This is a genomic window from Rhizobium sp. UFLA01-1127 (assembly GCF_059803845.1).
Window position 1 is genome coordinate 1 of the sequence record NZ_JAUQTZ010000089.1, and the last position, 25,063, is coordinate 25,063.

23 protein-coding genes and 4 pseudogenes are annotated in these 25,063 nt (G+C 59.5%); 13 read left to right on the forward strand and 14 right to left on the reverse strand.

Annotation, left to right across the window (positions count from 1 at the left end):
- Positions 1-104: 104 nt before the first annotated feature.
- The 3 genes and pseudogenes from Q4Q11_RS20850 to istA form a co-directional block, all read right to left on the reverse strand.
- Positions 105-407 (reverse strand): helix-turn-helix domain-containing protein, encoded by a 303-nt coding sequence (locus Q4Q11_RS20850; RefSeq protein ID WP_112507876.1) that lies wholly within the window; start codon positions 405-407, stop codon positions 105-107.
- Entirely contained in the window at positions 391-774 is a 384-nt protein-coding gene (locus Q4Q11_RS20855; protein ID WP_498570692.1) for a type II toxin-antitoxin system RelE/ParE family toxin, read from the reverse strand. The genes Q4Q11_RS20850 and Q4Q11_RS20855 overlap by 17 nt, the downstream gene beginning before the upstream one ends.
- Before the next feature lie 141 nt (positions 775-915).
- Positions 916-1,878, reverse strand: a pseudogene (gene istA / locus Q4Q11_RS20860) (IS21 family transposase); the annotation flags it as partial.
- Between the two features lie 38 nt (positions 1,879-1,916).
- On the opposite strand from istA, the pseudogene Q4Q11_RS20865 reads away from it, so the two are divergent.
- Positions 1,917-2,237 (forward strand): annotated as a pseudogene (locus Q4Q11_RS20865) (transposase); the annotation flags it as partial.
- 164 nt (positions 2,238-2,401) lie between these two features.
- Here Q4Q11_RS20865 and Q4Q11_RS20870 read toward each other — a convergent pair.
- Complete coding sequence (locus Q4Q11_RS20870) at positions 2,402-2,854, reverse strand: hypothetical protein (protein ID WP_162701676.1); 453 nt, start codon at positions 2,852-2,854, stop codon at positions 2,402-2,404.
- A gap of 376 nt (positions 2,855-3,230) precedes the next feature.
- On the opposite strand from Q4Q11_RS20870, the gene Q4Q11_RS20875 reads away from it, so the two are divergent.
- Entirely contained in the window at positions 3,231-4,325 is a 1,095-nt protein-coding gene (locus Q4Q11_RS20875; protein ID WP_498570679.1) for a PAS domain S-box protein, read from the forward strand.
- Positions 4,326-4,425: 100 nt separating this feature from the next.
- Here Q4Q11_RS20875 and Q4Q11_RS20880 read toward each other — a convergent pair whose 3' ends face one another.
- A complete protein-coding gene (locus Q4Q11_RS20880; protein WP_112507886.1) occupies positions 4,426-5,439 on the reverse strand; it encodes a PAS domain S-box protein in 1,014 nt (337 codons plus the stop codon).
- Between the two features lie 346 nt (positions 5,440-5,785).
- Here Q4Q11_RS20880 and Q4Q11_RS20885 point away from each other — a divergent pair, with 346 nt between their 5' ends.
- Positions 5,786-6,178, forward strand: a complete 393-nt coding sequence (locus Q4Q11_RS20885) for a response regulator (protein ID WP_162701678.1) — start codon at positions 5,786-5,788, stop codon at positions 6,176-6,178.
- 24 nt (positions 6,179-6,202) lie between these two features.
- Positions 6,203-6,376 (forward strand): annotated as a pseudogene (locus Q4Q11_RS20890) (oxidoreductase); the annotation flags it as partial.
- 167 nt (positions 6,377-6,543) lie between these two features.
- Here Q4Q11_RS20890 and Q4Q11_RS20895 read toward each other — a convergent pair.
- Positions 6,544-6,714 (reverse strand): annotated as a pseudogene (locus tag Q4Q11_RS20895) (substrate-binding domain-containing protein); the annotation flags it as partial.
- 225 nt (positions 6,715-6,939) lie between these two features.
- On the opposite strand from Q4Q11_RS20895, the gene Q4Q11_RS20900 reads away from it, so the two are divergent.
- The 9 genes from Q4Q11_RS20900 (at position 6,940) to Q4Q11_RS20940 (ending at position 15,736) form a co-directional block, all read left to right on the forward strand.
- Positions 6,940-7,827 carry an amino acid ABC transporter permease gene (locus Q4Q11_RS20900; protein ID WP_498570680.1) on the forward strand — a complete coding sequence of 296 codons (888 nt, stop codon included), beginning with the start codon at positions 6,940-6,942 and terminating at the stop codon, positions 7,825-7,827.
- Positions 7,827-8,588, forward strand: coding sequence for an amino acid ABC transporter ATP-binding protein (locus tag Q4Q11_RS20905; protein ID WP_112507894.1), 762 nt, complete (start codon positions 7,827-7,829; stop codon positions 8,586-8,588). Before Q4Q11_RS20900 ends, Q4Q11_RS20905 begins: the two co-directional genes overlap by 1 nt.
- Before the next feature lie 40 nt (positions 8,589-8,628).
- A complete protein-coding gene (locus tag Q4Q11_RS20910) occupies positions 8,629-9,459 on the forward strand; it encodes an ABC transporter substrate-binding protein (protein WP_112507895.1) in 831 nt (276 codons plus the stop codon).
- A gap of 128 nt (positions 9,460-9,587) precedes the next feature.
- A complete protein-coding gene (locus tag Q4Q11_RS20915; protein WP_498570681.1) occupies positions 9,588-10,460 on the forward strand; it encodes a polysaccharide deacetylase family protein in 873 nt (290 codons plus the stop codon).
- Entirely contained in the window at positions 10,457-11,356 is a 900-nt protein-coding gene (locus Q4Q11_RS20920; RefSeq protein WP_112507896.1) for a polysaccharide deacetylase family protein, read from the forward strand. The genes Q4Q11_RS20915 and Q4Q11_RS20920 overlap by 4 nt, the downstream gene beginning before the upstream one ends.
- Complete coding sequence (locus tag Q4Q11_RS20925) at positions 11,346-12,707, forward strand: MmgE/PrpD family protein (protein WP_498570682.1); 1,362 nt, start codon at positions 11,346-11,348, stop codon at positions 12,705-12,707. The genes Q4Q11_RS20920 and Q4Q11_RS20925 overlap by 11 nt, the downstream gene beginning before the upstream one ends.
- A gap of 46 nt (positions 12,708-12,753) precedes the next feature.
- A complete protein-coding gene (argH, locus tag Q4Q11_RS20930) occupies positions 12,754-14,142 on the forward strand; it encodes an argininosuccinate lyase (RefSeq protein WP_498570683.1) in 1,389 nt (462 codons plus the stop codon).
- Between the two features lie 74 nt (positions 14,143-14,216).
- Positions 14,217-15,122 carry a LysR substrate-binding domain-containing protein gene (locus Q4Q11_RS20935; protein ID WP_113215612.1) on the forward strand — a complete coding sequence of 302 codons (906 nt, stop codon included), beginning with the start codon at positions 14,217-14,219 and terminating at the stop codon, positions 15,120-15,122.
- A gap of 302 nt (positions 15,123-15,424) precedes the next feature.
- Positions 15,425-15,736 carry a DUF982 domain-containing protein gene (locus tag Q4Q11_RS20940; protein WP_498570684.1) on the forward strand — a complete coding sequence of 104 codons (312 nt, stop codon included), beginning with the start codon at positions 15,425-15,427 and terminating at the stop codon, positions 15,734-15,736.
- A 266-nt stretch (positions 15,737-16,002) separates the two neighbouring features.
- On the opposite strand, the gene Q4Q11_RS20945 is transcribed toward Q4Q11_RS20940, so the two are convergent.
- From Q4Q11_RS20945 to Q4Q11_RS20980, 8 genes are read right to left on the reverse strand one after another with little or no spacing between them, the layout of a single operon-like run.
- Positions 16,003-17,019, reverse strand: a complete 1,017-nt coding sequence (locus tag Q4Q11_RS20945) for a Zn-dependent oxidoreductase (protein ID WP_112507901.1) — start codon at positions 17,017-17,019, stop codon at positions 16,003-16,005.
- A gap of 39 nt (positions 17,020-17,058) precedes the next feature.
- A complete protein-coding gene (locus Q4Q11_RS20950; RefSeq protein WP_498570685.1) occupies positions 17,059-18,468 on the reverse strand; it encodes a mannitol dehydrogenase family protein in 1,410 nt (469 codons plus the stop codon).
- 3 nt (positions 18,469-18,471) lie between these two features.
- Positions 18,472-19,668 carry a mannonate dehydratase gene (gene uxuA / locus Q4Q11_RS20955; protein WP_498570686.1) on the reverse strand — a complete coding sequence of 399 codons (1,197 nt, stop codon included), beginning with the start codon at positions 19,666-19,668 and terminating at the stop codon, positions 18,472-18,474.
- A 26-nt stretch (positions 19,669-19,694) separates the two neighbouring features.
- Positions 19,695-20,432: a cyclase family protein gene (locus Q4Q11_RS20960; protein ID WP_498570687.1), complete on the reverse strand. Its 738-nt coding sequence runs from the start codon at positions 20,430-20,432 to the stop codon at positions 19,695-19,697.
- A gap of 1 nt (position 20,433) precedes the next feature.
- Complete coding sequence (locus Q4Q11_RS20965; protein WP_498570688.1) at positions 20,434-21,369, reverse strand: ABC transporter permease; 936 nt, start codon at positions 21,367-21,369, stop codon at positions 20,434-20,436.
- Positions 21,366-22,331 (reverse strand): ABC transporter permease, encoded by a 966-nt coding sequence (locus tag Q4Q11_RS20970; protein ID WP_498570689.1) that lies wholly within the window; start codon positions 22,329-22,331, stop codon positions 21,366-21,368. Before Q4Q11_RS20970 ends, Q4Q11_RS20965 begins: the two co-directional genes overlap by 4 nt.
- The gene (locus tag Q4Q11_RS20975) at positions 22,324-23,781 is read right to left on the reverse strand and encodes a sugar ABC transporter ATP-binding protein (RefSeq protein ID WP_498570690.1); all 1,458 of its coding nucleotides are present in this window, start codon (positions 23,779-23,781) and stop codon (positions 22,324-22,326) included. Before Q4Q11_RS20975 ends, Q4Q11_RS20970 begins: the two co-directional genes overlap by 8 nt.
- Positions 23,782-23,792: 11 nt before the next feature.
- Positions 23,793-24,869 carry an ABC transporter substrate-binding protein gene (locus Q4Q11_RS20980; protein WP_498570691.1) on the reverse strand — a complete coding sequence of 359 codons (1,077 nt, stop codon included), beginning with the start codon at positions 24,867-24,869 and terminating at the stop codon, positions 23,793-23,795.
- Positions 24,870-25,063 lie beyond the last annotated feature (194 nt).

The following is a 25,063-nucleotide window of genomic DNA, read 5'->3' on the forward strand; positions in this document are numbered from 1 at the left end:
ATGTAGGAACAACCACCAAGCTAAATGCGGCATTGAGATCAGGTCGCTTGAAATGAAAATGCCCGCACAGGGCGGGCAAATCCTTCCTTGTTGAAAGCAAGCTGCTATCGCAGCACTTCCAGTCCTTTTCGTTCAACAATATCAAGGATCTTGATGGCCGTGCTGCTGGGTTTCTTCGTTCCCTGCTCCCATGCGGCAACCGTGATCTTCTTAACGTTGATGAACTGAGCAAACACGGCTTGGCTGACCTTGTTTGAGTTCCGGATTTTCTTGATTTCCTCGGGCGTATAGTCACGAAGAGGAGGAAGGCAGAGAGCGTCGAACTCCCGCATCGTCACATCATCCACAAAGCCGGCTTCGTGCAGTCGCGCAGCAGACTTATGAACGTTCTTAAGAATTCTGCTCATGGCACTGAACCTCCAGTATCTGTTTCAGTTCAATCATCTCAGCGAGCTTTTTGTCGTCAGCGAGCATGTAGAAATCACATAGCTTTCGAAGGGCTTCCTTTTCCTTCTTCGTGATATTGTCAGTCTCGTTCTTGGCGAAGCCGTGGACGAAAATAAGCCTGTCGCTCTGACGATGGCCAACGATAGTCCGATAACTTCCACGCTTGCCACGCCCTGGTGCCGCCACTCGCTTCTTGAGAAGAAAGCCGCCCAATCTGGCATCGACCAATCCAGCTTCGATCTCCTTTGCGGCATCACACAACATGGCATCCGTCACGTTGTACTCTCCGGCCCAGTCCTCGAACTCCAAGTCCTTCAAAACTCTCACTGGCAATTTATATATTACTCCGTGATATAGATGGCAAGCAAGATTTTGCAAAATCTCGCACCCGGAACGGCATCGACAACTGCAGCCACTGGTTGATATTTGTCGCCATACATAAATATTCCTTGAACATTTTCAATCCATGCCGACGCTGACCATGCCTTCCCGCGACACCCGGCGCTCTAGCTTCAGAACGGATTTGAACGGTGCCAGCGGTAATGGTCGCAGATGTGGCCGCTCCTCGGCAAAGGCTTCATTGACGACCCGCTGGGTCGTGGCATGCTTCCTTGGATTGGCGACGGTATCCAGCCAGTGCCGGAGCTGGGCGTTCAGATCATCGAGGTTGCGAAACGAACGGGCGAGGAAGAAGTCTTCGCGGATATAGCGGAAGGGTCTCTCGACCTTGCCCTTCGTCTTGGCCCGATAAGGTTTGCAGGCCTTCGGGTGGAAACCGTAGTGGCGTGCCAGGTCAATGAGAGCACGGTTATAGACGATGCCTTCTGTCTGGCCTTCGCCGATGACGGCGGTCTTCATCCGGTCGTAAAGCACTTCCCGCGGGGCACCGCCGAGAGCCTCGAAGGCCGCGATGTGGCAACGCAGGACGGTCGGCAGGTTCTGATGCATGACAAAGCGCGCCCAGATGAGACGGCTATGACCCAGCACCATCGAGAACAGACAGACGATCCTCGGCGTCATCGGTTCGTCAGTGGAGACGACATGAAACTGGGCGAAATCGACCTGGGCCTGCTCACCAGGCGGCGTCTCGAAACGAACTTCAAAGCCCTGACTTGCAACGGGGCGTATATCGCGGAGAAAATCCGTCACAGCCGTGTAGCCGCCGGTATAGCCTCGCTCACGCAATTCTCGAAATAATCGACTGCCGGTCAGACCGGGGTAGGATTTTACCCGCTCCCGCAGGTAAGAAGCGAACGGGTCGATGACTGTCGCCCGAGGCTTTCTTGGACCATAGGCCGGAGCCTCAAGGCCTCGCTCTATGTATTTGCGCACCGTCTTGCGATCGATGCCAGTTTCTCTGGAAATAGCCGACACCGTCAGCCCCTGCTGATGCAGATCCAGGATCATGATCGTCTCCCTCAGCTTGATCACCAATATCCCCCTTCCGACCATCGGAAGGGGTATCGGCGATGACGCGCCGCCGGTCTTCCGGGGCGCGCCCCGGAAGACCGGCGGCCGCGGCACCTGGGGAAGATTCAAACGGCACTAATGGGAAGTATTGCTCCGGTACTGACAAGGGGTCGACGATCCATGCCGACGAGTACTTCAGTTACGACGACCTCCAAGGCCTGCAAGAGCTTAAGCGCGTAAACCACAGTAAGGAATATGAGACCAAGGACGGCGTGAACACCAATCACGTCGAGAGAGTTTCTTCTCCCGCATCCAGGGCGTATGTTGGCATCCATCACCGCTTCTCGGTGAAGTATTTCGACTGGTATGCGGCGGAAATCGCATGGTGCGAGGACAATCGCCGGGTCGATAACGGCACGCAGATGTGGAGCATGGTGCATTTCGCACTGTCGAGGAAGGCCTCGCGCAATCTGCGTGGCTACTGGGAGGGCAACAAGCCGCCCGATCTCGTCTGGGAGACGGTGTCAGTCCGGACAGGGCATGATCAGGCCGCGCTCTCCCAGAGGCGACGCTGGCCGTCGGCGACACCAGCATATCGTCCCCGGCCATCCTTGACGAGCTTGTCGAGGTCTCGCGACAGTACGTTGCCAATCTGGCCGAGCCGCGGATCATCTACGGTCAGCCGGATCTGCAGCGCGACCTGTTTTGCGCAGTCCGCAGTCGAAACCGGAGCCTCTGCATCTCTCAGAATGCGCAGGAGGGCTCCGCGCTTGTCGAGATCCTTGAGCAATGGTGTCACCGCGCTTGCAGGCACCTTCAGAGGCTTTCTCGAACAGATGCGAGCAGCGCCGTTGGGACGATAGCTCTCGTCGTAAACTTTCAGTACGGTGTCGAACGCGGCTCGCTGCTGCTCCAGGACCGCAATCTCGCCGCGAAGGGCATCGATCTTGGGCTCCAGCTCTTCGCGCTTCTTCTTCAGCTCCTCTACCAACTGCATCCGTAATCCCCTCTAAAAGCTACGCTTTCAGACTATCTGGTCATGGAATGAGTGCCTGGTGGTGGGGCCTACATAATTGCGTAAAATTGCTCTCTCGTTCTTTCCCTTAACATACGCCGATGGACAGATTGGACTGCATCCTTCAGAGAGGTTCGGCGTCTCGGCTTGAAAAAATCGCATTGCGACACATTTTTAGACTACAGAGCAATGCTCGTGGTCCAGCGGGACGAAGGATCCACAATCCTTAAGTTCCCCCGTAGCATAGTGGCTATGCGCTGTTCCTATGTTAAAACCGCAACCTGCTTCCCATTCAAGCTGGTCGGCGTCCGGCAAGTAGCTTTCGAGACAAGGCTGCTGGCGATGGAGGAGCGTGAATATGGCACAAGATGCAAATGAACCCGCAGGTTCGCCCTTCACTGCCGACGAACGAAAAAAGGTGTCCTCGGATTTAGCGATCAACAACACGCTCGGGGAACATTTTGGGATTTCGGCGCTCTCTGCCGAAGCTTGGCTTGCCGCCATTGTTGAAAACTCTGACGACGCGATCGTAAGCAAGACCGTCAACGGCATCATCACGAGTTGGAACAGAAGCGCCGAGCGACTTTTTGGATTTTCCGCCGCCGAGGCGGTGGGGCGTCACATCAGTATCATCATTCCAGATGATCGCCTGCATGAAGAAGATACCATCATCGATCACATTCGAAACGGCAGGCGGATCGAACATTTCGAGACGATGAGGCAGCATAAAGATGGAACGCTGCTCGATATTTCGCTGACGATTTCACCCGTCCGGGACAAGGATGGCGTAATTGTCGGCGCTTCGAAGATCGCCCGTGATATTTCGGATCGCAAGCGCATGGTGGAGCGACAGCGGCTGCTGCTGCGGGAAATGCATCATCGCATCAAAAATCTGTTCGCCATTGTTAGCGCATTGATTTCCATTAGTGAGCGGACCGTCGAAACAACGGGGGCATCGTTCGCCGACGATTTGCGTGCGCGGATCAGAGCACTCGCCGCCGCGCAGGATCTTGTGCTGAAAGAATCCGAAGGCAGTTCCGATGAGCATACCTCGACCAGTCTTTTTGGTCTCATTGAGGCCATCCTGTCGGCTCACCAGGACAAGGATGGCGCTCGAATCGTTGTTAGAGGGGAGGACGTTCGCGTGAACTGCACTGTGCTGACGTCGCTAGCTCTGCTTCTGCACGAATTCGCGACGAATGCGATAAAGTATGGCTCTCTTTCGGTAAACGGGGGGCGCGTCGAAATCGAGGTCGCGTGCAACGACGTGGTTGTGCTGACGTGGTCAGAAATCGATGGACCGCCCCCGCCGGTTTCCGAAGGCTCCGCAGGCTTCGGATCGGAGCTTGAACGCATGACAATCGCGTCATTGAGGGGATCGATCCATCGAGAATGGCGTTCCGATGGGCTGCGCATCATCGTTGAAATCCCTGATCACCATTCGCACGGTTAGCTGTAAATCCTGACTGGCGAGGATGCAGCAACGGCAATCCGGGGGCGGATGAGAGCCAGCAACCTTCGCAACAACAGGGCATCATATGCCCGCGCGCTCTTCAACCAAGCGACCGTAACGGGATCCTCAGGCTGATGCGCAAGCCCTCCGATCTCCAATCTCGGATAATCGAGCCATTGAGAGCGTCCAATGCGAGACGCTCCAGCCGTGAGCCGAAGCCAGTCGCTCCGCTCGGCGCCTGAATAGGGGGACCGCCAACCTCGGCCCAATGTAGCTCAAGTCCATCTTCGTCTTGAACCTCGACGTCGATGTGGCCACCTGAAGCCGACAGTGCGCCATATTTTATCGAGTTGGTGATCAGCTCGTGAAGGAGCAACGCGATTGATGTAAGCGCAACAGTGCCGACCGCAATGTCATTGCCTTTGACGGTGATGCGCTCACTCCTGTGGTCCTGGTGTGCCGCAAAAAGCGCTTGAATAAGGTTAAAAAGGCTGGCCGAACCGCTGGGTCGAGAGTCTTCGCCGGAGTTGCCCAAAACGAGGTTGTGGGCAACAGAAAGAGCTCTGATGCGCGCGCGCAGGTCATCGGCAAGGGCGCGAGCGTTCGTGGTTGTTCGTTCGCTCAAGGACACGAGCGAATTCATAACTGCAAACAGGTTCTTCACCCGGTGGTTCATTTCTCGCAACAGAAGATCTTGCCGCTCAATCAGCCGCTTCCGCTCCGAGATGTCCCGTACGATCTTGGAAGCTCCGACAATTACGCCATCCTTGTCCCGGACGGGTGAAATCGTCAGCGAAATCTCCACAAGCGTCCCATCTTTGCGGCACCTCACCGTCTCATAATGCTCAATGCGCTCGCCAGCCCGAATGGAGGCGATTATGGCTGCTTCCTCGTCCAATAGATCGGGAGGCACGATAATCGTGATGGGCTGTCCGATTGCCTCGACAGCCAGAAAACCGAACAGCCGCTCCGCGCTCTTATTCCAACTCGTAATGACGCCATCGACGGATTTGCTGATAATGGCATCCTCCGAGCTTTCGACGATAGCGGCAAGCCACGCGTCAGCCGATAGGGAGAGGGCGGCCGAATGAGCATCTTTGCGTTCGTGTGACAATTGCTTCTCCTGTCTCTGGCGCTGTCGAAGATTGCGAGAATCAATTCGCCTTTCCGTCTCTCCGATGGACCGCCTTTCAACTCCTTGGAACGATCGGAGCAAGCGCCCTTACTAGTCCGCTATATAATGAATACCGAGCCGAGAAAGTTTCAACGTTGATGATGTCTCTGGCGGGCGCCGGTAGAGTCTCCGGCTGGCATTGCGATTATCCATTCAGAACGCGCAACCCCATAGCGTAGCACTCGGAACTTTTCTATTGATGAGATGTTCTAACGCTCAACAGCGCCGCCGCCTGCCGGACCGACGATATCCGGCAAACTGCACAATGAGCCTCTCCGGGACCTCCATGCAAATTCTTGTGGTTGAAGACGAAGCCCTCATCGCCCTTGATATGGAATATGTGCTGCGTTCGTCCGGCTATGACGTTGCAGGGCCAGTCGGCAATAGCGAGAATGCATCCCGGATGGGAGCCAACGTCGATATCGCCCTTGTCGATGTTCATCTCAGCGATGGTGAGACAGGTCCATCGTTAGCCGCACATCTTGCGCAGGTGCACGGTGTCACGGTCATATTCGCAACAGCCAATCCGGAAATCGTCGCCGCGGATCCGCACGCGATCGGGGTACTTGTGAAGCCTGTCTTTGCTTCGGATCTCCTTAGCACAATAGAGTATGCCATCGCCCTTCGCAGGGGCGTGCCCGTCGCGGCGCCCGCCTGCCTGATACGGCTTCAGCCATAGCGTTCCCGCCACCGGCGCTGCACCACAGCGCCGTCACCGCAGGCTGTCGCCGCGAAAATCCTGGCCGCCATCAACGGTCCGTACCGCATGCGCCAACCGGCCGGCGGCAATGCGACGCTTCTCAGCCGCTTGCGCAGATTCATGCCGGCGAACGCAGTCGATAAGAGTTTGCGCAAGACATTCGGCTTCGGCAAGTGAAGGGCGCGCTTTCGGGCGTTGCCGAAACCACCAGGTGTCATCGCCTTTGGCATCGCTTGGCTCCGCACCTTCGCCGACAACCGGCGGCAAATGGCTGATGCTGATATATTTTGCGAGGTGTCGCGACACCTCGCTGCCAACGACCCATCGAGTGTTACAAAGGGCGCTCATGTCGAATTTCGAATGACCAATTTACCAGGCAACGTGACGGTTTCGGCTTCAACGGTTCCGAGGATCATGGCAATGATCGCCCGAACCATTTCGTGTCGGGGCTGTTCATAGGTGGTGAGGCTGTAGCCGTGCGACCCACCGAGTTCGTGATTGTCGAAGCCGACGACACCAGTCATAACAACACCGTCTGGAAGCCGATCTATACCGGGGATCTTAATCGTACCTTCCATGATAAATTCCTCACCCCATCGAGCAGCGCCCGCGAATGCCCTAATTTATGCGCAAAGCGCATAAATCACATGTTCAAATCTCGTTTGTGGCCGAATTCAAAAGCAACGTAAGCTTTCCCCATTAGAAAATGAAAGCTCATCAACGAGCTCAGGGGATCGAATTTGACCAACTCAGCGCCACTGGACGTGAAAGCGCTTGTGATCGTGCCACACCGAAAAATCGGCACGAAGATCATGGCGGCAGTCTGCATTGTCCTACTCCTTCTGTTGGCGAGAGCTTTTTGGAAGGGCGATATCGCCTGGGAATATGTCGGACAGAACCTATTCACCAGAGCCGTTATGGCGGGCGTCGGCAACACGATCATCATGACGTTTTGCGCGATGATCACGGGCATTGCTCTCGGGGTCTTGGCAGCGATCATGCGCATGTCGGACAACCCGGTTCTCCGCAGCATCTCGGTAGGCTATATCTGGCTGTTTCGGGGCACCCCGGCGCTGCTGCAGTTGCTCTTGTGGTTCAACCTCGCCCTGATTTTCCCGGCGATCGGCATTCCGGGATTGTGGTCGATCCGGACCGTCGATGTCATGACGCCCTTCGTGGCGGCGCTTCTCGGCCTTGGCATCCAGCAGGGCGCGTATACGGCCGAAGTCGTGCGCGCCGGCCTTCTGTCGATCGACAAAGGTCAGATGGAAGCGGCGCAATCGATTGGCATGACGAAGCTGCGCGCAACGCTGAAGATCGTGCTGCCGCAGGCCATGCGCGTCATCGTTCCGCCGATCGGCAATGAAACCATCGGCATGGTCAAGCTGACGTCGCTCGCCAGCGTCATCCAGTATTCCGAAGTGCTGAAAAACGTCGAGGACATCTATTATGTCAACTCGCGCGTCATCGAACTACTGATCGTCGCCGCCATCTGGTACATGATCGTCGTCACCGTGCTCAGCATCGCGCAGATCTATATCGAGCGGCATTTCTCCAAGGGATGGGGCAGACGCGATGTGAGCGCCCAGCAGACCGCCAATCAGGCTCTCGTTGGGGAGGTCAGCTGATGGACGCGATCATCAAGGCACACGGGCTGCAGAAGTATTTCGGCACGTTTCACGTCCTGAAGGACATCAATTTCGAGATCAGGAAGGGTGAAGTCGTCTGCATCATCGGGCCTTCCGGCTCGGGAAAGAGCACCTTTCTGCGCTGCATCAACCAGCTGGAGCAGATTGATGCCGGCTATGTCACGGTCGAGGATGAAATCGCTGGCTATCGCCGCGAGGGCAACCGGCTCTTTCCTCTGCGGGATCGGGAGATCGCCCGCCAGCGGCAGGCCGTCGGCATGGTCTTCCAGAAATTCCATCTCTTCCCGCATCGCACGGTGCTCCAGAATATCATCGAAGGCCCGGTCGGGGTGCAGAAGCGGCCGAAGCAGGAGTGCATCGCAGAGGCGCACATTCTCCTGCAGCGCGTGGGCCTCGCCGACAAGGCCGGCGCCTATCCAGGTGAATTGTCCGGCGGCCAGCAGCAGCGCATCGCGATTGCTCGCGCGCTCGCCATGAAGCCGCAGGCCATGCTCTTTGACGAACCGACCTCGGCACTTGATCCCGAGCTTGTCGGTGAAGTCCTTGGCGTCATGAAGGAGCTTGCCGCTTCCGGCACGACGATGATCGTCGTCACGCACGAGATCGGCTTCTGCCGCGAGGTCGCCGACCGTGTCGTCTTCATGGATGCCGGCATGATCGTCGAGACCGGGACGCCGGGCGACATATTGGAGAACCCCAGGAATCCCAGAGTGAAGAACTTCATCTCTGCGGTGCTTTAACAAGAAAAACCCTGAAGAAAGATCATCAGAGGAGAATTGCATGAAACTCATTCGTCTCGCCGTTTCTGCGGCCCTTCTTTCGCTCGCGGCGACTGCCGCTTCCGCGGATTCGAGTCTGAACCTGCTGAAGGACGGCGAACTCCGCATCATGACCAACCCGATCTATCCGCCGATGGAATTCGTCAATCCGGATACCGGCACGATCGATGGTTTCGATGTCGATCTGGCGAATGCTATCGCCAAGAAGCTTAACCTCACGACCGTCTTCGTGACCTCGGCTTTCCAGGAATTGCAGAGCGGCCTTCAAACCGGCCGCGCCGACATGATCATTTCCGGCATGAGCGACAACGTGAAGCGTCAGGCCGCCATGGACTTCGTCGACTACATCACCAGCGGCCCGATCCTTTTCACGGTCAATGCCAATGCCGGAACCTACAAGCACGCGAGCGATCTCTGCGGCAAGACGGTCGCCGGAAGCCGCAGCACCTCCTTCGGTGACAACGTCAAGGCTTGGAGTGCTGAAAATTGCGAAGGCAAAGGCAAGCCTGCCATCAAGTTCGAGGGAACCGCGGATTCGAACGCTGCCCGTCTCGGCATGAAGCAGGGCCGCTACGATGCGGTCGTGCAGGGCATTGAAACGATCGCCTACCAGATGCGCGTCGAACCCAACACCTATACGCTCGTCGGCGAGCCGCTGCTTAGCAACGACACGTTCGGTATTGGCTTCAAGAAGGACCATATCGCGCTCCGCGATGCGGTTGCCGGCGCTCTCGACGCGCTGATCAAGGACGGCACCTACGATGAGATCCTCAAGAAGTGGGGCCTTGTCCACAATGCCGTTCCGAAGGCCGTCATCAACGGCGTCAAGTAACGTTTGAGGAGGCGCCGCTGTAACGGCGGCGCCTCCTTTTCCCGTGCAGGCAATCATCGGCCGGGGCGCTTCGCGCCCGCGGATGAATTGCTGCGACCCAAAACACCCCGAAACGCATGCAGAGTCCCATGATTGCGAAGAGTGCAACCAAATCCGCGAAGCCAAGCCTGTGGCCGGAAGGCCGACGATCGGCTGTGGCGCTCGCATTCGATGTGGATGGTCCGACGGGCGATGCCATGCTCGATGGCTCGCTGCTCTCCAACCCACGCTATTTCACGCAAGGTGCCTATGGCCCGTGGCGGGCGCTGCCACGGCTTCTCGATCTTCTCAGCGAATACGGGTTGAAGGCGACATTCTTCGTGCCAACCTGGGTAGTCGAGCACTGGCCGTTGCAATGCGAACGCATCCTTCGCGATGCCCATGAGATCGCCTATCACGGTCATTATCACGAGGTCTTCATCGATTGCAGCAGCCAGCAGCAGCTGGATATCATGAAGCGTTCCCGGGATATTTTCCGAAGCCGAATGGGTGTGACGCCGGTCGGCTTTCGCACGCCGTCGGGTGACTGGAGCGACGAGACGGCGCAATTGTTGCATGAGTTTGGCGTGATCTATTCCAGCTCGATGCGCGGTGACGACCGGCCTTATTTTCACACGACCTCCCAAGGTCGCGGCCTGGTCGAGATCCCAGGGCGGTGGGATATCGATGATTATACCGCGCTTGCCTACAGCGAGGATCCGGATTTCCCCATCGGTCTCGACCGCATTTCGGGTTACGCAGACGTCCAGCGCAACTGGATCGCCGAGTTCGAGGGCTACCATCGCGAAGGGCTCTGCTGGACGACGATCTTGCATCCGAAGGTCTGCGCCAAGCCCGGCCGGCTTGCGATCCTCGAAGGGCTCTTCAAAGCGATCACCGCCCATGGCGACAGCGTCTGGGTAACGCGCTGCGCCGAAATCGCAAAATGGTGGATCGCACAACATCCGGAGAATGCCGCATGACCAGTACGGCTTCCGAATGCACCTGGCCGCAGGGTAAGACATGTGCGGCAATCGTCTCCGTGATCTTTGACGATGGGCTTGATGCTGTCGTCCAGGCACCTGATCTGATAGGGCGCAGCAAGAGCTTTTCCGTCTGGCAATATGGCGCCACGCGCGGCGTCGAGCGTCTTTGCCATGCCTTTGCCGATGCCGGCATTTCCACGAGCTGGTTCGTGCCCGGGATCGTCGCGGAGAGCCACGAAGAGTTGCTGCGCGATGTCGTGTCCCCGCGTCACGAGATCGAGAGCCATGGCTGGAATTTCGAGTGCTACGACGCCATGCCGGCAACCGAAGCCGTCGATCTCCTGAAGCGCAGCCGCGAGAGGTTGAACGCCATCGCCTCGAATGAGGTTTCCGGCTTCCGCCTTCCAGCCGGCAACTGGCCACGCCGCTTCGACCGCCTGCTCGTCGAGGCCGGGTATGGATGGTCGGCATCGTTGAACGGTGACGATGTGCCCTACAGTCATGCCTCGTCACTGGTGGAGATCCCGGTTCATTACGAACTCGAGGACCGACCCTATTTCCAGTTCAATTTCACCCCGGCCTTCCCGAAGGGGCAAAGCCGCATTCCGTCCTATGAGGCGGTGCTCGGCAGCTGGATCGCCGAATTCGATGCCTACCGCAAATACGGCCTCTGCTACGTCATCCAGCTTCGCCCGGAATGGACCGGCACGCCAGGCCGGATCGCGCTCGTCGAAGCCTTGCTTGCCCATATTACGAGCTTCGACGACGTGTGGCTGACGACGGCTGGAGACGTAGCCCGCTGGCACGCCGGCAATGGCACGACCGCACCCGGCGATCACCCGATCAATGTCTATGAAGCCTATGTCGATGAGGAGCGGGCCGGTGAGCGATAATCCGACACAGGCACTGGCCGAGCTTGTCTGCTCGACAAATTATGAGGCTTTTCCGGCTGACACCATCCACAAGGCGAAGCTTCATATTCTCGACACGCTGGGTGCTGCGATTGCCGGGTCTGCATCCCGCGAAACCGATGCCGTCGTCGCTATGCTCGGCATCCAGTCTGGCACCGGACACTCACCGATATGGGGCCTACCCATCGCCTCGGACGCCAGGACGTCGGCTTTCGTCAACGGTGTTTCTGCCCACGCCTACGAGCTTGATGACAGCGGCGGCTGCGATCATTCCGGCGCCGTCGTCCTTCCTTCCGTGCTTGCCGCGCTCGGCGACCATTGTCAGCCGTTAAGTGGCCGCGAACTACTCCGTGGCGTGCTGCTTGGCTATGAAGTCGGCCGGCGCGTGCTAGAAGCGGTTGGCGGCTATGAAGAGCACAATGGCCTCGGCTGGCATTCGACGGGAACCTGCGGCGCGTTTGGCGCTGCTGCCGCCGTCGGCAGCGTGATGAACCTCAATGTGAATACCATGGCTTCCGCTCTTGGCTCGGCCTGCTCATTCGCTGGCGGCACCTGGGCCTTCATCCACAATGGCAGTTCAACCAAGAAGCTTCATGCCGGCCGCGCGGCCGAAGGCGGCTTTATGGCTGCCTATCTCGCCAGGGAGGGGCTCGAAGGTCCGGACCGTGTTTTCGACGCGGAGCGCTGGGGCAGCTTCTTTGCAACCTTCGGAGCTGGAAAGAGCGATCCTCAGGCGCTCGTCCGAGACTTCGGAGATTATTGGCGACTCAATCGCTGCTCCATCAAGCCGTATGCCACCTGCCGTGGCACGCATGCTGGGATCGATGCATTGGACCTGATGCTGCAGCGTCATGGCCTTGCAGCCGCCGATATCGTTGCCATCGAGATCGACATCAGCGGTTTTCAATATGGCATGTGCGGCGGCAAGATCATCCAATCCCGCGCGCAAGCTCAGATGAGTCTGCCCTATGCGCTCGCGGCGCGGCTGCATTACGGCAAGGTCTTTCTGGCCGAGCTTGAGGAAGCGGCGTGGTCGGCAGCCGAGATCGGCTTATTGATGGATCGCATTATGGTGCGCATCGATCCGGCGATGAAGGATGAGGACGAGCCGGCGATCACTATCGTGACGACGACTGGTGCCCGGCATCGGCTCGTCGTCGAATTTCCGCTCGGGGGTCCGCAGAACCCGCTGAGCGATGAACGATTGATCGGCAAATATGCCGCGCTCGCCGGCATGGTTCTGCCCGCATCAAGGGTCGACGCTCTCAGGGACTATGTTCTCGACCTCGAAAACCAGACAGACGCCCGCAGCCTGATTGCGCTGCTTCAATAGAAGGTGCCCAGGGGAGGGCTGCATTCGTTCAAAAGGGAAGACCGCGATGAGAAATCAGAAAGAAGCCACATGGTCGCCGCTGTTCAAGGAGGCCGTTTCCAGGGATTTCGAGAGCTTTCACGAGTGTCTTGAGCAGGACAAGCGCATCGCCATGCACGACGTCGCCGGATCGAAGATCCACGCTGAGATGCTTGCCCGCGCGGGCATTCTGACTGCCGAGGATAACGAGCAGATCCAGATCGGCCTCGACCAGGTGGCAGAAGAAATGCGCTCCGGTACCTTCGAATGGAAGGCGGAGCTCGAAGATGTTCATACCAATGTCGAGAACCGATTGATCGCACTGATCGGGGACGCCGGCAAGAAGCTGCATACCGCCAGATCGCGCAACGATCAGGTCGCGACCGATATCCGCCTCTATGCCCGCGAGCAGCTGGATCTTTTGGCCGATGATTTGAAAACGTTGATTGGTGCCTTTGTCGATCTTGCCGAACAGCATGCCGATGCGATCATGCCGGGCTTCACCCATCTGCAGGTGGCGCAGCCAGTCACCTTCGGCCATCATCTGATGGCTTATGTCGAAATGTTCCTGCGCGATTTCGATCGTGTCGGCGCAGCGCGCGAACGGCTCAACGTTTCTCCACTGGGTGCTGCGGCGCTCGCCGGCACCGGCTATCCGATCGATCCCGAATACAGTGCCTCTAAGCTTGGCTTTGCCGCATCCTTTGCCAATTCGCTCGATGCTGTTTCCGATCGTGATTATGTTGTTGATATCTGCAGCGCCGGTTCGATCATCATGGGACATCTGTCGCGCTTCAGCGAGGAAGTCATTCTCTGGTGCACGCCGATGTTCGATTTCATCGAGGTCGGCGATCAGTTCTGCACCGGTTCCTCGATCATGCCGCAGAAGCGCAATCCGGATCTTGCGGAGCTGGTGCGCGGCAAGGCTGCCCGCGTCATGGGCAATCTCGCCTTTTCGGCCGCGCTCATGAAAAGTCAGCCGCTTGCCTTCAACAAGGACCAGCAGGAATCGAAACCGCCCCTCACCGACACGCTTGAAACAGTCCGCGCCGCAGTCCGCGTCACGGCGCAGATGATCCCAACGGTCACGGTGAAGCATGCCAAGATGCTTGCCGCCGCCAATCAGGGTTACTCGACGGCAACTGACCTTGCCGATTATCTCGTTCGCGCAGGCCTGCCGTTCCGCGATGCGCACCACGCGGTTGCCGCGATCGTCGGTGCTGCTCGCGACAAGGCCCTCCCGACGCTTTCGGAGCTTTCGCTCGCCGACATGCAGGCCTTTGCGCCGATCATCCGCGAGGATGTCTTCGAGGTGCTGACCGTCGAGGGCTCGGTCGCCAGCCGTGATCACAAGGGCGGCACAGCGCCGCGAAGGGTCCGGCAAGCCATCAAGACGGCGCGCCGGGCGATTGCCTGAGAACCGTCGGTTGCCATTCCATCCACATGCTTTAATGCTTGCTGTTCGAGACAGCAGCAAAAGCCGGGTAGGGAATGGAGCCGAGGTTCGATAACAACAGATTGCCGCCGCTGCAGACGCTGCAGACCTTTTCCGTCGTCGCGGAAACGGGCAGTTTCACGGCGGCGGCGGCCGAGCTCAATCTCAGCCAAAGTGCGATCAGCCGGCAGGTGCAGCAGCTTGAACATTACTTCGGCTGCAGCCTGTTCGAGCGCCATACTCGCAAGGTAGTGCTGACGGAGCGGGGCATGGCGCTGATCCCGATCGTCGACGGACTGCTGGCCTCGCTGAAGACCTCGTTCGAGGCGACGCGGACGACGGTGCGCTCGTTGACCATCCGCATGCCGCCGACCTTCGCGCGCAAATGGTTCCTGCCGCGCCTGCCGGATCTCCACAGCCATCATGAAGATCTGAATATCAATATCGACACCGCCTGGTTTCTGAGGCCTACTTTTTCGGTCGGCGATATCGACATGCTGATCACCTACGGCAATGGCAACTGGCCCGGCATGGATGTGCTGCCGCTATTGCGGGAGCAATTGACGCCGATGTGCTCGCCGCATTTTTTATCGAAACTCGGCGATCCGCCTGCGGTCACGAATTTGCAGAACTGCGTTCTGCTGCATTCCAACCCGCGTCACAGCGACTGGACCCTCTGGTTGCAGGCCGAAGGCGCCTATTCGTTCCAGGCTGCCCGTCATCAAGTCTTCGACACGCAGGATTTCGCGATGACCGCTGCTGCGAGCGGCTATGGCGTGACGATGGGCGATCTTGCCTTTTCGCGCCAGGATCTGGAAAGCGGTGAGCTGGTCGCTCCATTCGAGCGGATCATCGACAGCGGCTACGGTTACTATGCACTCTGGCCGGCCCGCCCCGAAGCGCGCCAGAAAGTGCGCGCCTTTTCGGATTGGCTCGGATACGCCTGCAGCGGAAGTCCTTGATGGACGAAAGCGACCGCATCAAGCGCCGATGGCACGTTATGGAAAAGCCTCGGACGGCGGAATCCTCTGAGGCAAAGTGGGCGCTATAAAGCTGCGTAAAGTAAAGTTGCTGTCTCGCTGAAGTCAGCGGTAGGTTGTATATGTGCCACGGTAATCATCGTCAAAGCGTGCAGCCTATTTTCTGTGCCTGCACCTTAGCTTCGTGGACTACGCAACACGAAACATTGCCTCTTGAAGCATCAGCTCGCTCCTCCAATATGATTTGCAGGCGAAGATCAGTGTGGCATCGAAAGGAGGAAAAAATGCCGCTCAACGATGTTCCATGGACCCGGCCGGTGACGGTCCGGCTCCAATGCGGATTGGAGCGCACTTTTACGGGCATCTATGATGCGCTGGACTTTCTCGAAAACGAATGGCCTTTGCGGCACGGTAAGCGCCATGACCGGGCAGTAAAGACCTGCCGTCGCGCGCTCAATGGAATCGTACCCTCCATCATTGCGCGCGAGGCTTTCGTGGTCGCTTGTCTCGAGGCGGGGATGTCGGCCGTTATGGCGCCGTCGCAGACAGTATCGAAATGGCCGCCGGTCCGGGCACCACGGATAGCGTCTATGTAGAGGCGCTGTCTTTGGGCTCGCCTCATCTAAAGGCGTCCTTTCCGGCATCTCCCGATTCGCCAGGGTTTTATGCTCGTGTGGAGCCCCCGGCCATACCAAGCGCAGTTCTCCAACAAATCTTTCGGAACGCGGAGTGTTTGGTCGCCGTTGTTGTCTCTTCCCAGAACCGGCAAAGTGCGTCCTTCTCAGCTCGCGCTGCGTTTATTTCTTGGTACGAGAGGAAGCGTCTGTCCACGGTCATGACCTTCGAAGTTGGGCGATCGTGCTCAATCGAACACGAGCTGAACCTTGAGCGTCCGCTCCGGATGCCGCTCTATGAGGTCGAAGGCGGCGCGCGCATCCCTGGCGTCGAAACTCTGGGTGATCATTGCCTCTGGCCGAAGTGCACCCGATTCTAGCCAAGTCACAACCTCCGGAATGAAACGGCGGTTGAGGCGTGAGCCGACCAGCGCCAATTCCTTGCGAACGATTTCCTGCTGGCTGATGTTGCACGGTGCCGGCGAAAAGCCAAGCAGGCCGATGCGGCCGGCCGGAGCCGCGACGCGGCAAGCCTCTTCCAACAGGCTCGGAATGCCGGCGCCGTCGATCACCACCGAAGGGCCGAGACCGTCGAGTTCCGGCGCCACCATTTCGGCAACCGACTGCTCACGGGAATGGATGACGACGTCGGCGCCGAATTCCTTCGCACGCTCCAGGCGGTCGGCGTCGATATCGGCGATGATGCAGCGAGCGCCGCGCATCTTGCCGACTTGCAGTACGGTGATACCGACCGTACCGGCGCCGTAGATCAGAACAACGTCATCCTTGGCGCACTCCGTCCGCCACAGGACGTTTGCGGCGACGGCAAGCGGTTCTGCAAGCGCTGCAGCATCGAGTCCCAGCTTTGGGGATACCTTGACTGCGTTGGCCTCGGGCACGACCGCAACGGAGCGAAAGCCGCCATCGCGATGGACGCCGATCACCTGGAGCTTCGCGCAGACATTTGGACGACCGGTGCGGCAGGGATGGCAGGTGCCGCAGGAGATCACCGGATCGGCGACGACATGGTCGCCGACGGCGAGTGAGGAGACACCGGCACCGAGCGCCTCGATCACGCCTGCGAATTCGTGGCCTATCACGCGAGGATAGGCTACGAAGGGGTTCGAGCCATGCAGGATGTGCATGTCCGAGCCGCAAATGCCGGCACGCTGCACGCGGATGGCCACTTCACCGGGGCCGGGTTGCGGTGCCTGCCTGTCGTCGACGACAAGGTTATGCGGCTTACGAACGGAAATCGTCACCATTGTCTTTATCCTCTTGCAAGTCGTGGCATTCGCGTGGCGTCATGCTGCACGCAGGGCAGCCGCCAGTCGGCTGTCGACACGCATACGCCAAGTGTCGGCGCTGATGAGGGGGGCGGGAAACAAGCCGGCGATATCGAAGAATGGTGCCGAGCCGGCCGATGCGGCAAGAGCGGCCGCTGATTTAAGGTCGGACGAGCGCGGATCGTCTAGGTGTTCGGTCGTGATCACGTAGGCCAGCCATAGCGCCACGACGTCCGCAAAATCCGCGGCATCGCCGCCGGCCGCCAGCCGCTCCATCGCGGGCGCGAAAATGCGCTGCGGCATCTTCTGCGTACCGTCCACGGCGATCTGGGCGGTCCGATGCGCGATGGCGGGGTTCGAAAATCGGGCCACGAGTTCTTCGCGATAGGAGGCGAGGTCGATCTGCGGCACCGCGTCGAGTGTCGGCAAGACCGCCTCCATGTGGCGCCGGACCCGTTCGACATGCACCGGGATTGCCATGACGTCGCGAACATAGTCCAGCCCGTTCAACTGGCCGAGATAGGCGATCAGCGAATGAGAGCCGTTGAGCAGCCGGAGCTTCATCTTCTCATAGGCATGGACATCCTTAACGAAGATCGCGCCGCCGGCTTCCCAGGCAGGGCGGCCGGCGACAAAATCATCCTCGATCACCCATTGGGTGAAGGGTTCGGTTGCGAGCGCCAGGCGATCTTCCGCGCCGATGAGCGACGCGGCGAGCGCACGCGTCGCGTCCGTCGCTGCTGGCACGATCCGGTCGACCATGCTGGACGGAAAGCGGATTTCCCGCTCGATCCAGGCCGCCAGCTCGGGATCGCGGCGTTCGGCCATTTCTGCGACCAGACGGTGGACGATGTTTCCGTTGCCGGGGAGGTTGTCGCAGCACAGAATGGTCAGCGGGTCGCGGCCGAGTGTCATGCGGCGGGCAAGCGCTTCAACGAGAATGCCGATCACGCCGACGGGCTCCTGACGATGCTCCAAGTCGTGGGCGATGGCGGCATGCGACATGTCTAGCCCACCGGACATTGGATCGATACCGTAAGCTTTTTCGCTCACCGTCAGGGTGACAATGCGGGTGCTGTTGTCGGAAAGCCGCTGGAGCAGGCGTTCGCGCTCCTCGGTCGCGGCAATGGCATCGACGATGGAGCCGACGATGCGCGCCCGGTCACCATCCGCGCCGCGGGTGACGACGCTGTAGCGGCAGTCCTGCGCCTTGAGATCAGCGACGATGTCAACCGACCTCAGGCTCGCACCGGCGATGCCCCAATCGCCATACCGGGCATCGATAGCCTTATCCGTGTAGATCGCCTGATGGGCGCGATGGAAGGCGCCAATGCCGATGTGGACGATGCCGACCTTGAGCGCCGCGGGATCGAAGGACGGGTGCTCGACGCTCGAGGGGAGGGAGGTGTTCTTGCCGAGGCGGTTCATCGCTCAATTCATTCCAAAAACAGGATGCGACAGTGTCTGCTCGATGCCGCGCAGTTCGGCAAGGCCCTTGAGCCGACCGATGGCGGGATAGCCGGGCTGGGCGCCACGGGTCAGATCGTCCAGGATTTCCTGACCGTGGTCCGGGCGCATGAATATCTGATGATCGGCGCGGCCCTCTACCTTGCGGCGTCGTTCCTCGCTCACCAGCGCGGCGACGACTGCAATCATGTCGGTGTTGCCGTCGAGATGGTGGTCCTCGAAGAAGGAGCAGGGGAAGCCTTCGGTCTCACGGCGGACATTGCGCAGATGCGCGAAATGGATGCGCGGCGCGAGACGTTTCACCATCGTGGGCAGATCGTTGTCGGGGCGGGCGCCGAGCGATCCCGTGCAGAAGGTCACGCCATTGGCGTTGCGATCAACGGCGTCGAGAACCCTCACGTAATCCTGTTCGGTCGAGAGGATGCGCGGCAGGCCCAGAAGGGGCCAGGGCGGATCGTCGCCATGTGCACAAAGACGCATGCCGAGTTCCTCCGCAACCGGTACGACTTCGGAGAGGAAATCGATGAGGTTGCCGCGCAGCGCATCGGCGCCGATCCCGTCATAGCGCGACAGCGCGGTACGCAGTTCGGCAATGCTGTAGCCGTCAGACGAGCCCGGAAGACCGGCGCCGATATTGCGGGAAAGGGCGACGATCTTCTCCTGTGGCATGCTGGCGAAGCGCTCCCTTGCGGCTTCGATCAGCGGAGTCGGATAGTCCTTCGCCGCGCCGGGCCGCTGCAGCACATGAATGTCGAAAGCGATGAAATCAACGAGATCGAAGCGCATGGCGCGGGCGCCATCGGCAGTTTCCCAGCGCAGGTCCGTGCGGGTCCAGTCGAGCACCGGCATGAAGTTGTAGCATACCGTGAAGATGCCGGCCTTGGCCAGCTGGCGCAGGCTTTCTTTCCAGGCCTCGATATGGGCCTTCCAATCACCGGTCATGGTCTTGATGCTTTCGGAGACGGGAATGCTTTCGACGAGTTCCCATTCCAGGCCGCCGGCGCGGACTTCGTCCTGCCGCTTGCGGATTTCCTTGAACGTCCATGCGCTTCCGGTCGGCACATGATGTAAGGCGCTGACGATACCCTGAGCCCCGGCCTGGGCGGCATCGGACACGCTTACCTTGTCGATCGGACCGAACCAGCGCCAAATATGTCTCATGCTTGTCTTCCTTATATGGACCAGGCTCAAGCCAGGGCCGCAGCGGTGTTCGATTGACCGTTCGCGGCAAAGGCCGCGACGGCGCGAAGAGGGGAGCCCGAGCCGCCTGCGAGCGGCAACGGCAGGGTGATCAGGAACGAAAAGGCCGGCAGGTCTCCGAGGCGGGCGAAGTTCTCGCCGATGAGGACGCCCGCGCCGAGCAGCAGCTTATGGGCCGGGAAATCCGTGCTGCCGAAACAGTCGAGCGACAGGCAGTCCGAGCCTGCTATTCGGATACCGCGGTTAAGCAGGTATTCGCACGCCTCGTGCGACAGGCCGGGCCAGTCGCTCAGGAAGTGCGGATGGTCCGCCGGATTGTACCAGAAGCGATCCCAGCCGAAGTGGAAAAACACCGCATCGCCGGCGGCGATTTCGCCCTGGACGGCTTCGAATGCCTTGATCCGCTCGACGCTGACGGCCTCCCTTGGACTGCAGTCACGCGCGTCGATCTTCGCCATGCGTCCGAAAAAGGTCTGCAGATGAACGGCGTCGATCCCGGCGCCGCCTTTGACGAAATGCAGCGGCGCATCAAAATGCGTGCCGGTATGCTCGCTCATGCCCAGAGAATGGTTGCAGGCAAGATCGCCGCGATCATAGCTTTCGATCACTTCCTTGCAAAAGAAGGGATGCGTCGGCCATACGGGGATCTGCGGCGTCAACGCGTGGGTGAGATCCACAAGTGTCATGTTGCGTCTGAACGCATTTTGCAGGGTGGCGACGTCCATGTCACGCGGCCTTCGGTTTCGGGACGAGCGCGACGATGAGGATGATCAGCGCGCCGGTGAGGACGAAGCGCACGCCGGCCTGCATCTGGAAGGTGTTGAGCATCGTGGCCATGAGGTTGAAGAACAGTGCCGCACCCCAGATGCCGACTGCGTTGGCCTGGCCGCCGGCGACGCTGGTGCCGCCAAGGACCACGACCGCGATTGCTTCCAGCAAATAAGTATCGCCCATATTGAGCGCCGCGCCGCCTGAAAAGCCCGCAAGCAGGAAGCCGGTGAGGGCTGCGGTCACGCCGCAGAACATATAGGCGATCAATCGGACGCGCATGACCGGAACACCGGCGAGGCGTGCCGCCCGTTCGCTCTGCCCGACCGCCAGCAGCCGCCGGCCCCAGACGCTGCGGGCCAGAATAACGGCGACGGCGATTGTCAGGACGATCGCCGCGATCGGCATGATCCGCATTCCCGCGACCGACCAGAAGGTGAAGGCAGAAAGGGCCGCCGGAGGCTTCAAGGTCGCTTCGCCGCCGAGATTGAAGGCGAGCGACTGAAAAACGAAGCTCCAGGCGAGCGTCGCGATGATCGGTGGCAGGCGCAGCATCGTGATTGCTAGGAAGTTTGCCGCACCCGCCAGTGCTCCGACCAAAAGCGTGACCAGAAGACCCGGAAGGATCATGTCGTTGCTGCCGCTCATGACGGACATCGATAAATAAGCCGACAGGGTCAACACGGATGGCGTGGACAGATCGATGTTTCCAGGGCCAGACGCGATCACGATCATCTGACCGGTGCCGACAACAACGCTGAAGGCAGCAAAGACGAGCGCTGAAGAAAGGGTCGGTACCGCGCTTGCAAAACCGGAATAGGCGATGATCGCGATCCACATGATAAGCGCGACAATGAAGCCATAGGTCCAGGGTTTCAAAGAGAAGCCACTCATGATTTGTCTTCCGCGAGAAGGATGCGTCCGGCTAGCACCAGGAAGAGGATGCCGCCCTGTGCGCCGATCTGCCATGTCGGCGGCACTCGCAGGAAGCTCAGGAGTGAACCGGCAAGTGCAAGCGTCAGTGCACCGATGACCGTTCCGACCGGAGAGACGATGCCACCTGTGAAAGAACCACCACCGAGGATGACGGCGCCGACACCGAGGAGGGTGTAGGCCGGTGCAACATTCGGGTCGCCGGAGGTTGTCAGGCCGGTCAGGGTGATGCCGGCAATGAGTCCGAGCAGGCCGGCAGCGGCATAGACGGCGGCGCGAATCATGGTGATCGACCAGCCGGCGCGCTGGATGGCGCGTGGGTTACCGCCTGCACCCCTCAGCACTGCCCCGTATGACGATTGGCTGATGACGAAATGACCGATGAGGGCGGCGGCAATGGCAAGCAGCACCGGCAAAGGCAGGAGCGGCGGCCGCCAGGCCATGAAGCCGGACAACCATGCGGGAGCAGCGCCACCCGGAGCGGGCAGGATGATGATCGCAACGCCAAGCCAGATGAACGACATGCCGAGCGTCACGATGATCGACGGCAACTGCCGCAGATGGATGATGAGGCCGACGCCGGCATAGACGAAGATGCTTCCGATATAAATCGCGATTGCGAGCATCGGGGCCGTGTCGAGATAGAGCGCCGTGACGCAGGTGACGAAGCCGACGAAGGAGCCGATCGACAGGTCGATGTCGCCGAGCATGATGACGAGCATCTGTGCCAGCGCTGCAAACATCAGCGGCACGGCCAGCTTGAACAGCAGCGTGAAGCCGAAATAGCTCATCGCTGCCGGGCGAATCCAGAAGATCACGGTGAGCATGACGACGAGCGCGATGGCCGGAAGGCCGACCTGCAAGGCGGGCGCGAGCCGCTTTGCAAGATTGCGCTTCTGCCTGCGATAGACGAATTCAGCCATCCGCGCCTCCGAACGATGCTTCGAGGATGCGGTTGTGATCGATCTTGTCGCCGGCGATTTCGGCGATGGCGCGACCTTCGCGGAAAACGTAGAGACGGTCGCAATTCCTCAGCTCTTCGAATTCGGTCGTGTACCAGATGAAGATCCGGCCGCGCTTGGCCTCGTCACGAATGAGCTGGTAGACTTCCTGCTTGGTGCCGACATCGACGCCGCGCATCGGGTCATCGAGCAGGATGACCTGGCCGTCAGACGCGAGCGCGCGGGCAAACAGCACTTTCTGCTGGTTGCCGCCGCTGAGCGACAGGATCGGCGTATCGATCGACGGTGCCTTGACCTTGAGGCGCTGCGACCAGGTCTGCGCGAGCGCACGTGCGGCGGATGGCGACACGAAGCCACCCTTCTGAAGCCCGTTAAGGCTGCGAAGCGTCAGGTTGTCGGCGATCGACCAAAGCGGCATGACGCCTTCGACGCTACGGTCTCCGGCGACAAAGGCGACGGGCACCTCGCGGGTAGTGGCATAAATGGCCCGCAGGCGTTCGCGCTGCCCGTGACCATCGAGACCGGCGAAACCGATAATGTCACCGGGAGCCGCCTTGATCGGCAGATCCGCGCGATCGATACCGGCATGGTTTACGGTCAGGACCTGGCTCGCATTGCGCGTGGGGGCGGCCTGCTCATGCGGCGCTTCGATATTGCCCATCATCCCGACCAAATCGGAGCGCGTCAGGCCGGCCGTTGAGCGGTCTCCGACGATCTCCCCATCCATCATCACCACAACACGGTCGCAGACGGCCAGGATTTCGTTGAGGCGGTGGGTGATGAGAATACAGGCGACGCCACGCCTCGATGCCGTCTTGATATAGGCGAGCAACTGCTCTGCCGGCTTATGCCCGAGAGCCGAGGTGGGCTCGTCAAGGATGACACAGCGCACCTTGTCTTCCGTTTCGGTGAAGGCGCGGGCAATCTCGACCATCTGCCGCTCGCCGATCGAAAGGTCGGCGATCTTGGTATCCACATCGATTCCATGGCCTGGAAAAATATCGTCCAAAGCCTTGGTGATCAGCCTGCGCGCCTTGTGGCGCCAGCCGAAGCCGCGCAGGCTGCGATGGATGATGCGCGCATTTTCCGCGGCGGAAAGATTGGTGCAGAGCGATAGCTCCTGAAAGATGCACCGCAAGCCGCCGGCTTGCGCTTCGGCGGTTCCCCAGTGATCCACCGCCTGACCGCTATAAACGAATCTCCCTTCCGTTCGCTGGATCGCGCCGGAGATGACGTTCATCAGGGTCGACTTGCCGGCACCGTTATGGCCGACCAGTCCGAGGACTTCGCCCGGGGCAAGACGGAAATCGACACCGACGAGCGCGTGGACCGCGCCGAAGCTCTTGCGTATACCGCGGGCCTCGATAAGGAGGCCCGCGGCAGTATCCACGGCGGCTTGGGAGGGCTGCATTGCTGGTTGCCCTACTTCGGAGCCGGAACCATGGGCAGCGGTTCCTTCTTGACGTTGGCGTCGATAATCTTGGCGACGAGATCCTGCGGGTAATCGGCATTGGCGACGCCACCTTCCGGAACCGTCTTCAGCCAGGCGTCGAGATCTTGCTGCTGGATCTGCAGGAGGGGCACCTCGACGAATTTCGGAACGTCCTTCCCCGCAAGGATTTGTTGTGCGACCCAGAAGGCGACCTGTGAGACGGAGGGCGTTGCGCCGAGAGAGAAGGTCTCATAGCCGGTTGCATCACGTTCCTGCTTCCAGAGCGCCAGCTCGTCCTGGCGGTTGCCCATGATGATGATCGGAAGCTTGCGGCCCGCAGCCTTAAAGGCCTGTGCTGCGCCATAACCATCGCCGCCCTGTGTCAGAACGCCGTCGATCTTCGGCAATGACGGAAGAATGCCGGACACTTCTTTCTGAGCCACGGTCGCGGTCCATTGACCATAGACCTCGCCAACCCTCTTGTAGTTCGCATGGGCCGCCAAAGCCTTCGTCACGCCTTCATTCAGCCGTTTGTCGAATCCGTCACCCGCCATTCCCCGGATTTCAAGGATATTGGCGGGCTTGTCTCCGAGCCTGCTCGCCATGTAATCGAGCTCAGCCTTGGCGTAAGAGTCCAGATTGTAATCAACCACGTATGCGCAGGGTTCGGTGACGCCGCTTGCGAAGGCGACAACTACGATGCCGGCGTTGCAAGCGTCCTTGATCGCCCCGTTCAGTGCGGTGTCCGAGCCGGCAAGCACAATAATGGCGTCATAACCCTGCAGGATGAGGTTCTGTATCTGCGATGCCTGCTCGGTGACTGAATTATTGGAGCTGACGACGGTCGTGCCGGCGATCTTGCCGTCGGCCTTCGCCTTGGCGCCCATCGTCTCGAAGCTTTTGATCATCACCTGGCGGAATGAGTTGCCGGCGTAAGAATTGCTGAAGGCGATCTTCTTGCCGCTGGTGTCGCCGGTCGCCACCCCTTCCTGCGCCATCGCAGTGCCGCAAAAGATCACGCTGGCAAGCAGTGTTGCAGTCGCAGTCTTGTGTAAACTCCATTTCATGGTTTCATCCTCCCTGGATCACTTCAGACGGTCGTCGGCGCTCGCGGTCCTTGTCTCGGACGGGATATCAGGCAAAACCATTCACATGGATGCGGTTGCTCTCGTCGCGCCTGATATCGAAAATACATACTACCATGGTAGTGTGTCAATTGCGCTTGTGGATTATTATCGAATAATGTGCGATGGCCATATTG

Excerpts from the sequence above, each read along its gene's own strand:
- Q4Q11_RS20910 (WP_112507895.1), top strand. The coding sequence starts at position 8,629 with ATGAAACTCATTCGTCTCGCCGTTTCTGCGGCCCTTCTTTCGCTCGCG.
- Q4Q11_RS20950 (WP_498570685.1), bottom strand. The coding sequence starts at position 18,468 with ATGAACCGCCTCGGCAAGAACACCTCCCTCCCCTCGAGCGTCGAGCAC.
- Q4Q11_RS20940 (WP_498570684.1), top strand. The coding sequence starts at position 15,425 with ATGCCGCTCAACGATGTTCCATGGACCCGGCCGGTGACGGTCCGGCTC.
- Q4Q11_RS20915 (WP_498570681.1), top strand. The coding sequence starts at position 9,588 with ATGATTGCGAAGAGTGCAACCAAATCCGCGAAGCCAAGCCTGTGGCCG.
- Q4Q11_RS20970 (WP_498570689.1), bottom strand. The coding sequence starts at position 22,331 with ATGGCTGAATTCGTCTATCGCAGGCAGAAGCGCAATCTTGCAAAGCGG.
- Q4Q11_RS20935 (WP_113215612.1), top strand. The coding sequence starts at position 14,217 with ATGGAGCCGAGGTTCGATAACAACAGATTGCCGCCGCTGCAGACGCTG.
- Q4Q11_RS20885 (WP_162701678.1), top strand. The coding sequence starts at position 5,786 with ATGCAAATTCTTGTGGTTGAAGACGAAGCCCTCATCGCCCTTGATATG.
- Q4Q11_RS20980 (WP_498570691.1), bottom strand. The coding sequence starts at position 24,869 with ATGAAATGGAGTTTACACAAGACTGCGACTGCAACACTGCTTGCCAGC.
- Q4Q11_RS20920 (WP_112507896.1), top strand. The coding sequence starts at position 10,457 with ATGACCAGTACGGCTTCCGAATGCACCTGGCCGCAGGGTAAGACATGT.
- Q4Q11_RS20960 (WP_498570687.1), bottom strand. The coding sequence starts at position 20,432 with ATGGACGTCGCCACCCTGCAAAATGCGTTCAGACGCAACATGACACTT.
- Q4Q11_RS20875 (WP_498570679.1), top strand. The coding sequence starts at position 3,231 with ATGGCACAAGATGCAAATGAACCCGCAGGTTCGCCCTTCACTGCCGAC.
- Q4Q11_RS20975 (WP_498570690.1), bottom strand. The coding sequence starts at position 23,781 with ATGCAGCCCTCCCAAGCCGCCGTGGATACTGCCGCGGGCCTCCTTATC.
- Q4Q11_RS20945 (WP_112507901.1), bottom strand. The coding sequence starts at position 17,019 with ATGGTGACGATTTCCGTTCGTAAGCCGCATAACCTTGTCGTCGACGAC.
- Q4Q11_RS20965 (WP_498570688.1), bottom strand. The coding sequence starts at position 21,369 with ATGAGTGGCTTCTCTTTGAAACCCTGGACCTATGGCTTCATTGTCGCG.
- Q4Q11_RS20870 (WP_162701676.1), bottom strand. The coding sequence starts at position 2,854 with ATGCAGTTGGTAGAGGAGCTGAAGAAGAAGCGCGAAGAGCTGGAGCCC.
- Q4Q11_RS20905 (WP_112507894.1), top strand. The coding sequence starts at position 7,827 with ATGGACGCGATCATCAAGGCACACGGGCTGCAGAAGTATTTCGGCACG.
- Q4Q11_RS20850 (WP_112507876.1), bottom strand. The coding sequence starts at position 407 with ATGAGCAGAATTCTTAAGAACGTTCATAAGTCTGCTGCGCGACTGCAC.
- uxuA (WP_498570686.1), bottom strand. The coding sequence starts at position 19,668 with ATGAGACATATTTGGCGCTGGTTCGGTCCGATCGACAAGGTAAGCGTG.
- argH (WP_498570683.1), top strand. The coding sequence starts at position 12,754 with ATGAGAAATCAGAAAGAAGCCACATGGTCGCCGCTGTTCAAGGAGGCC.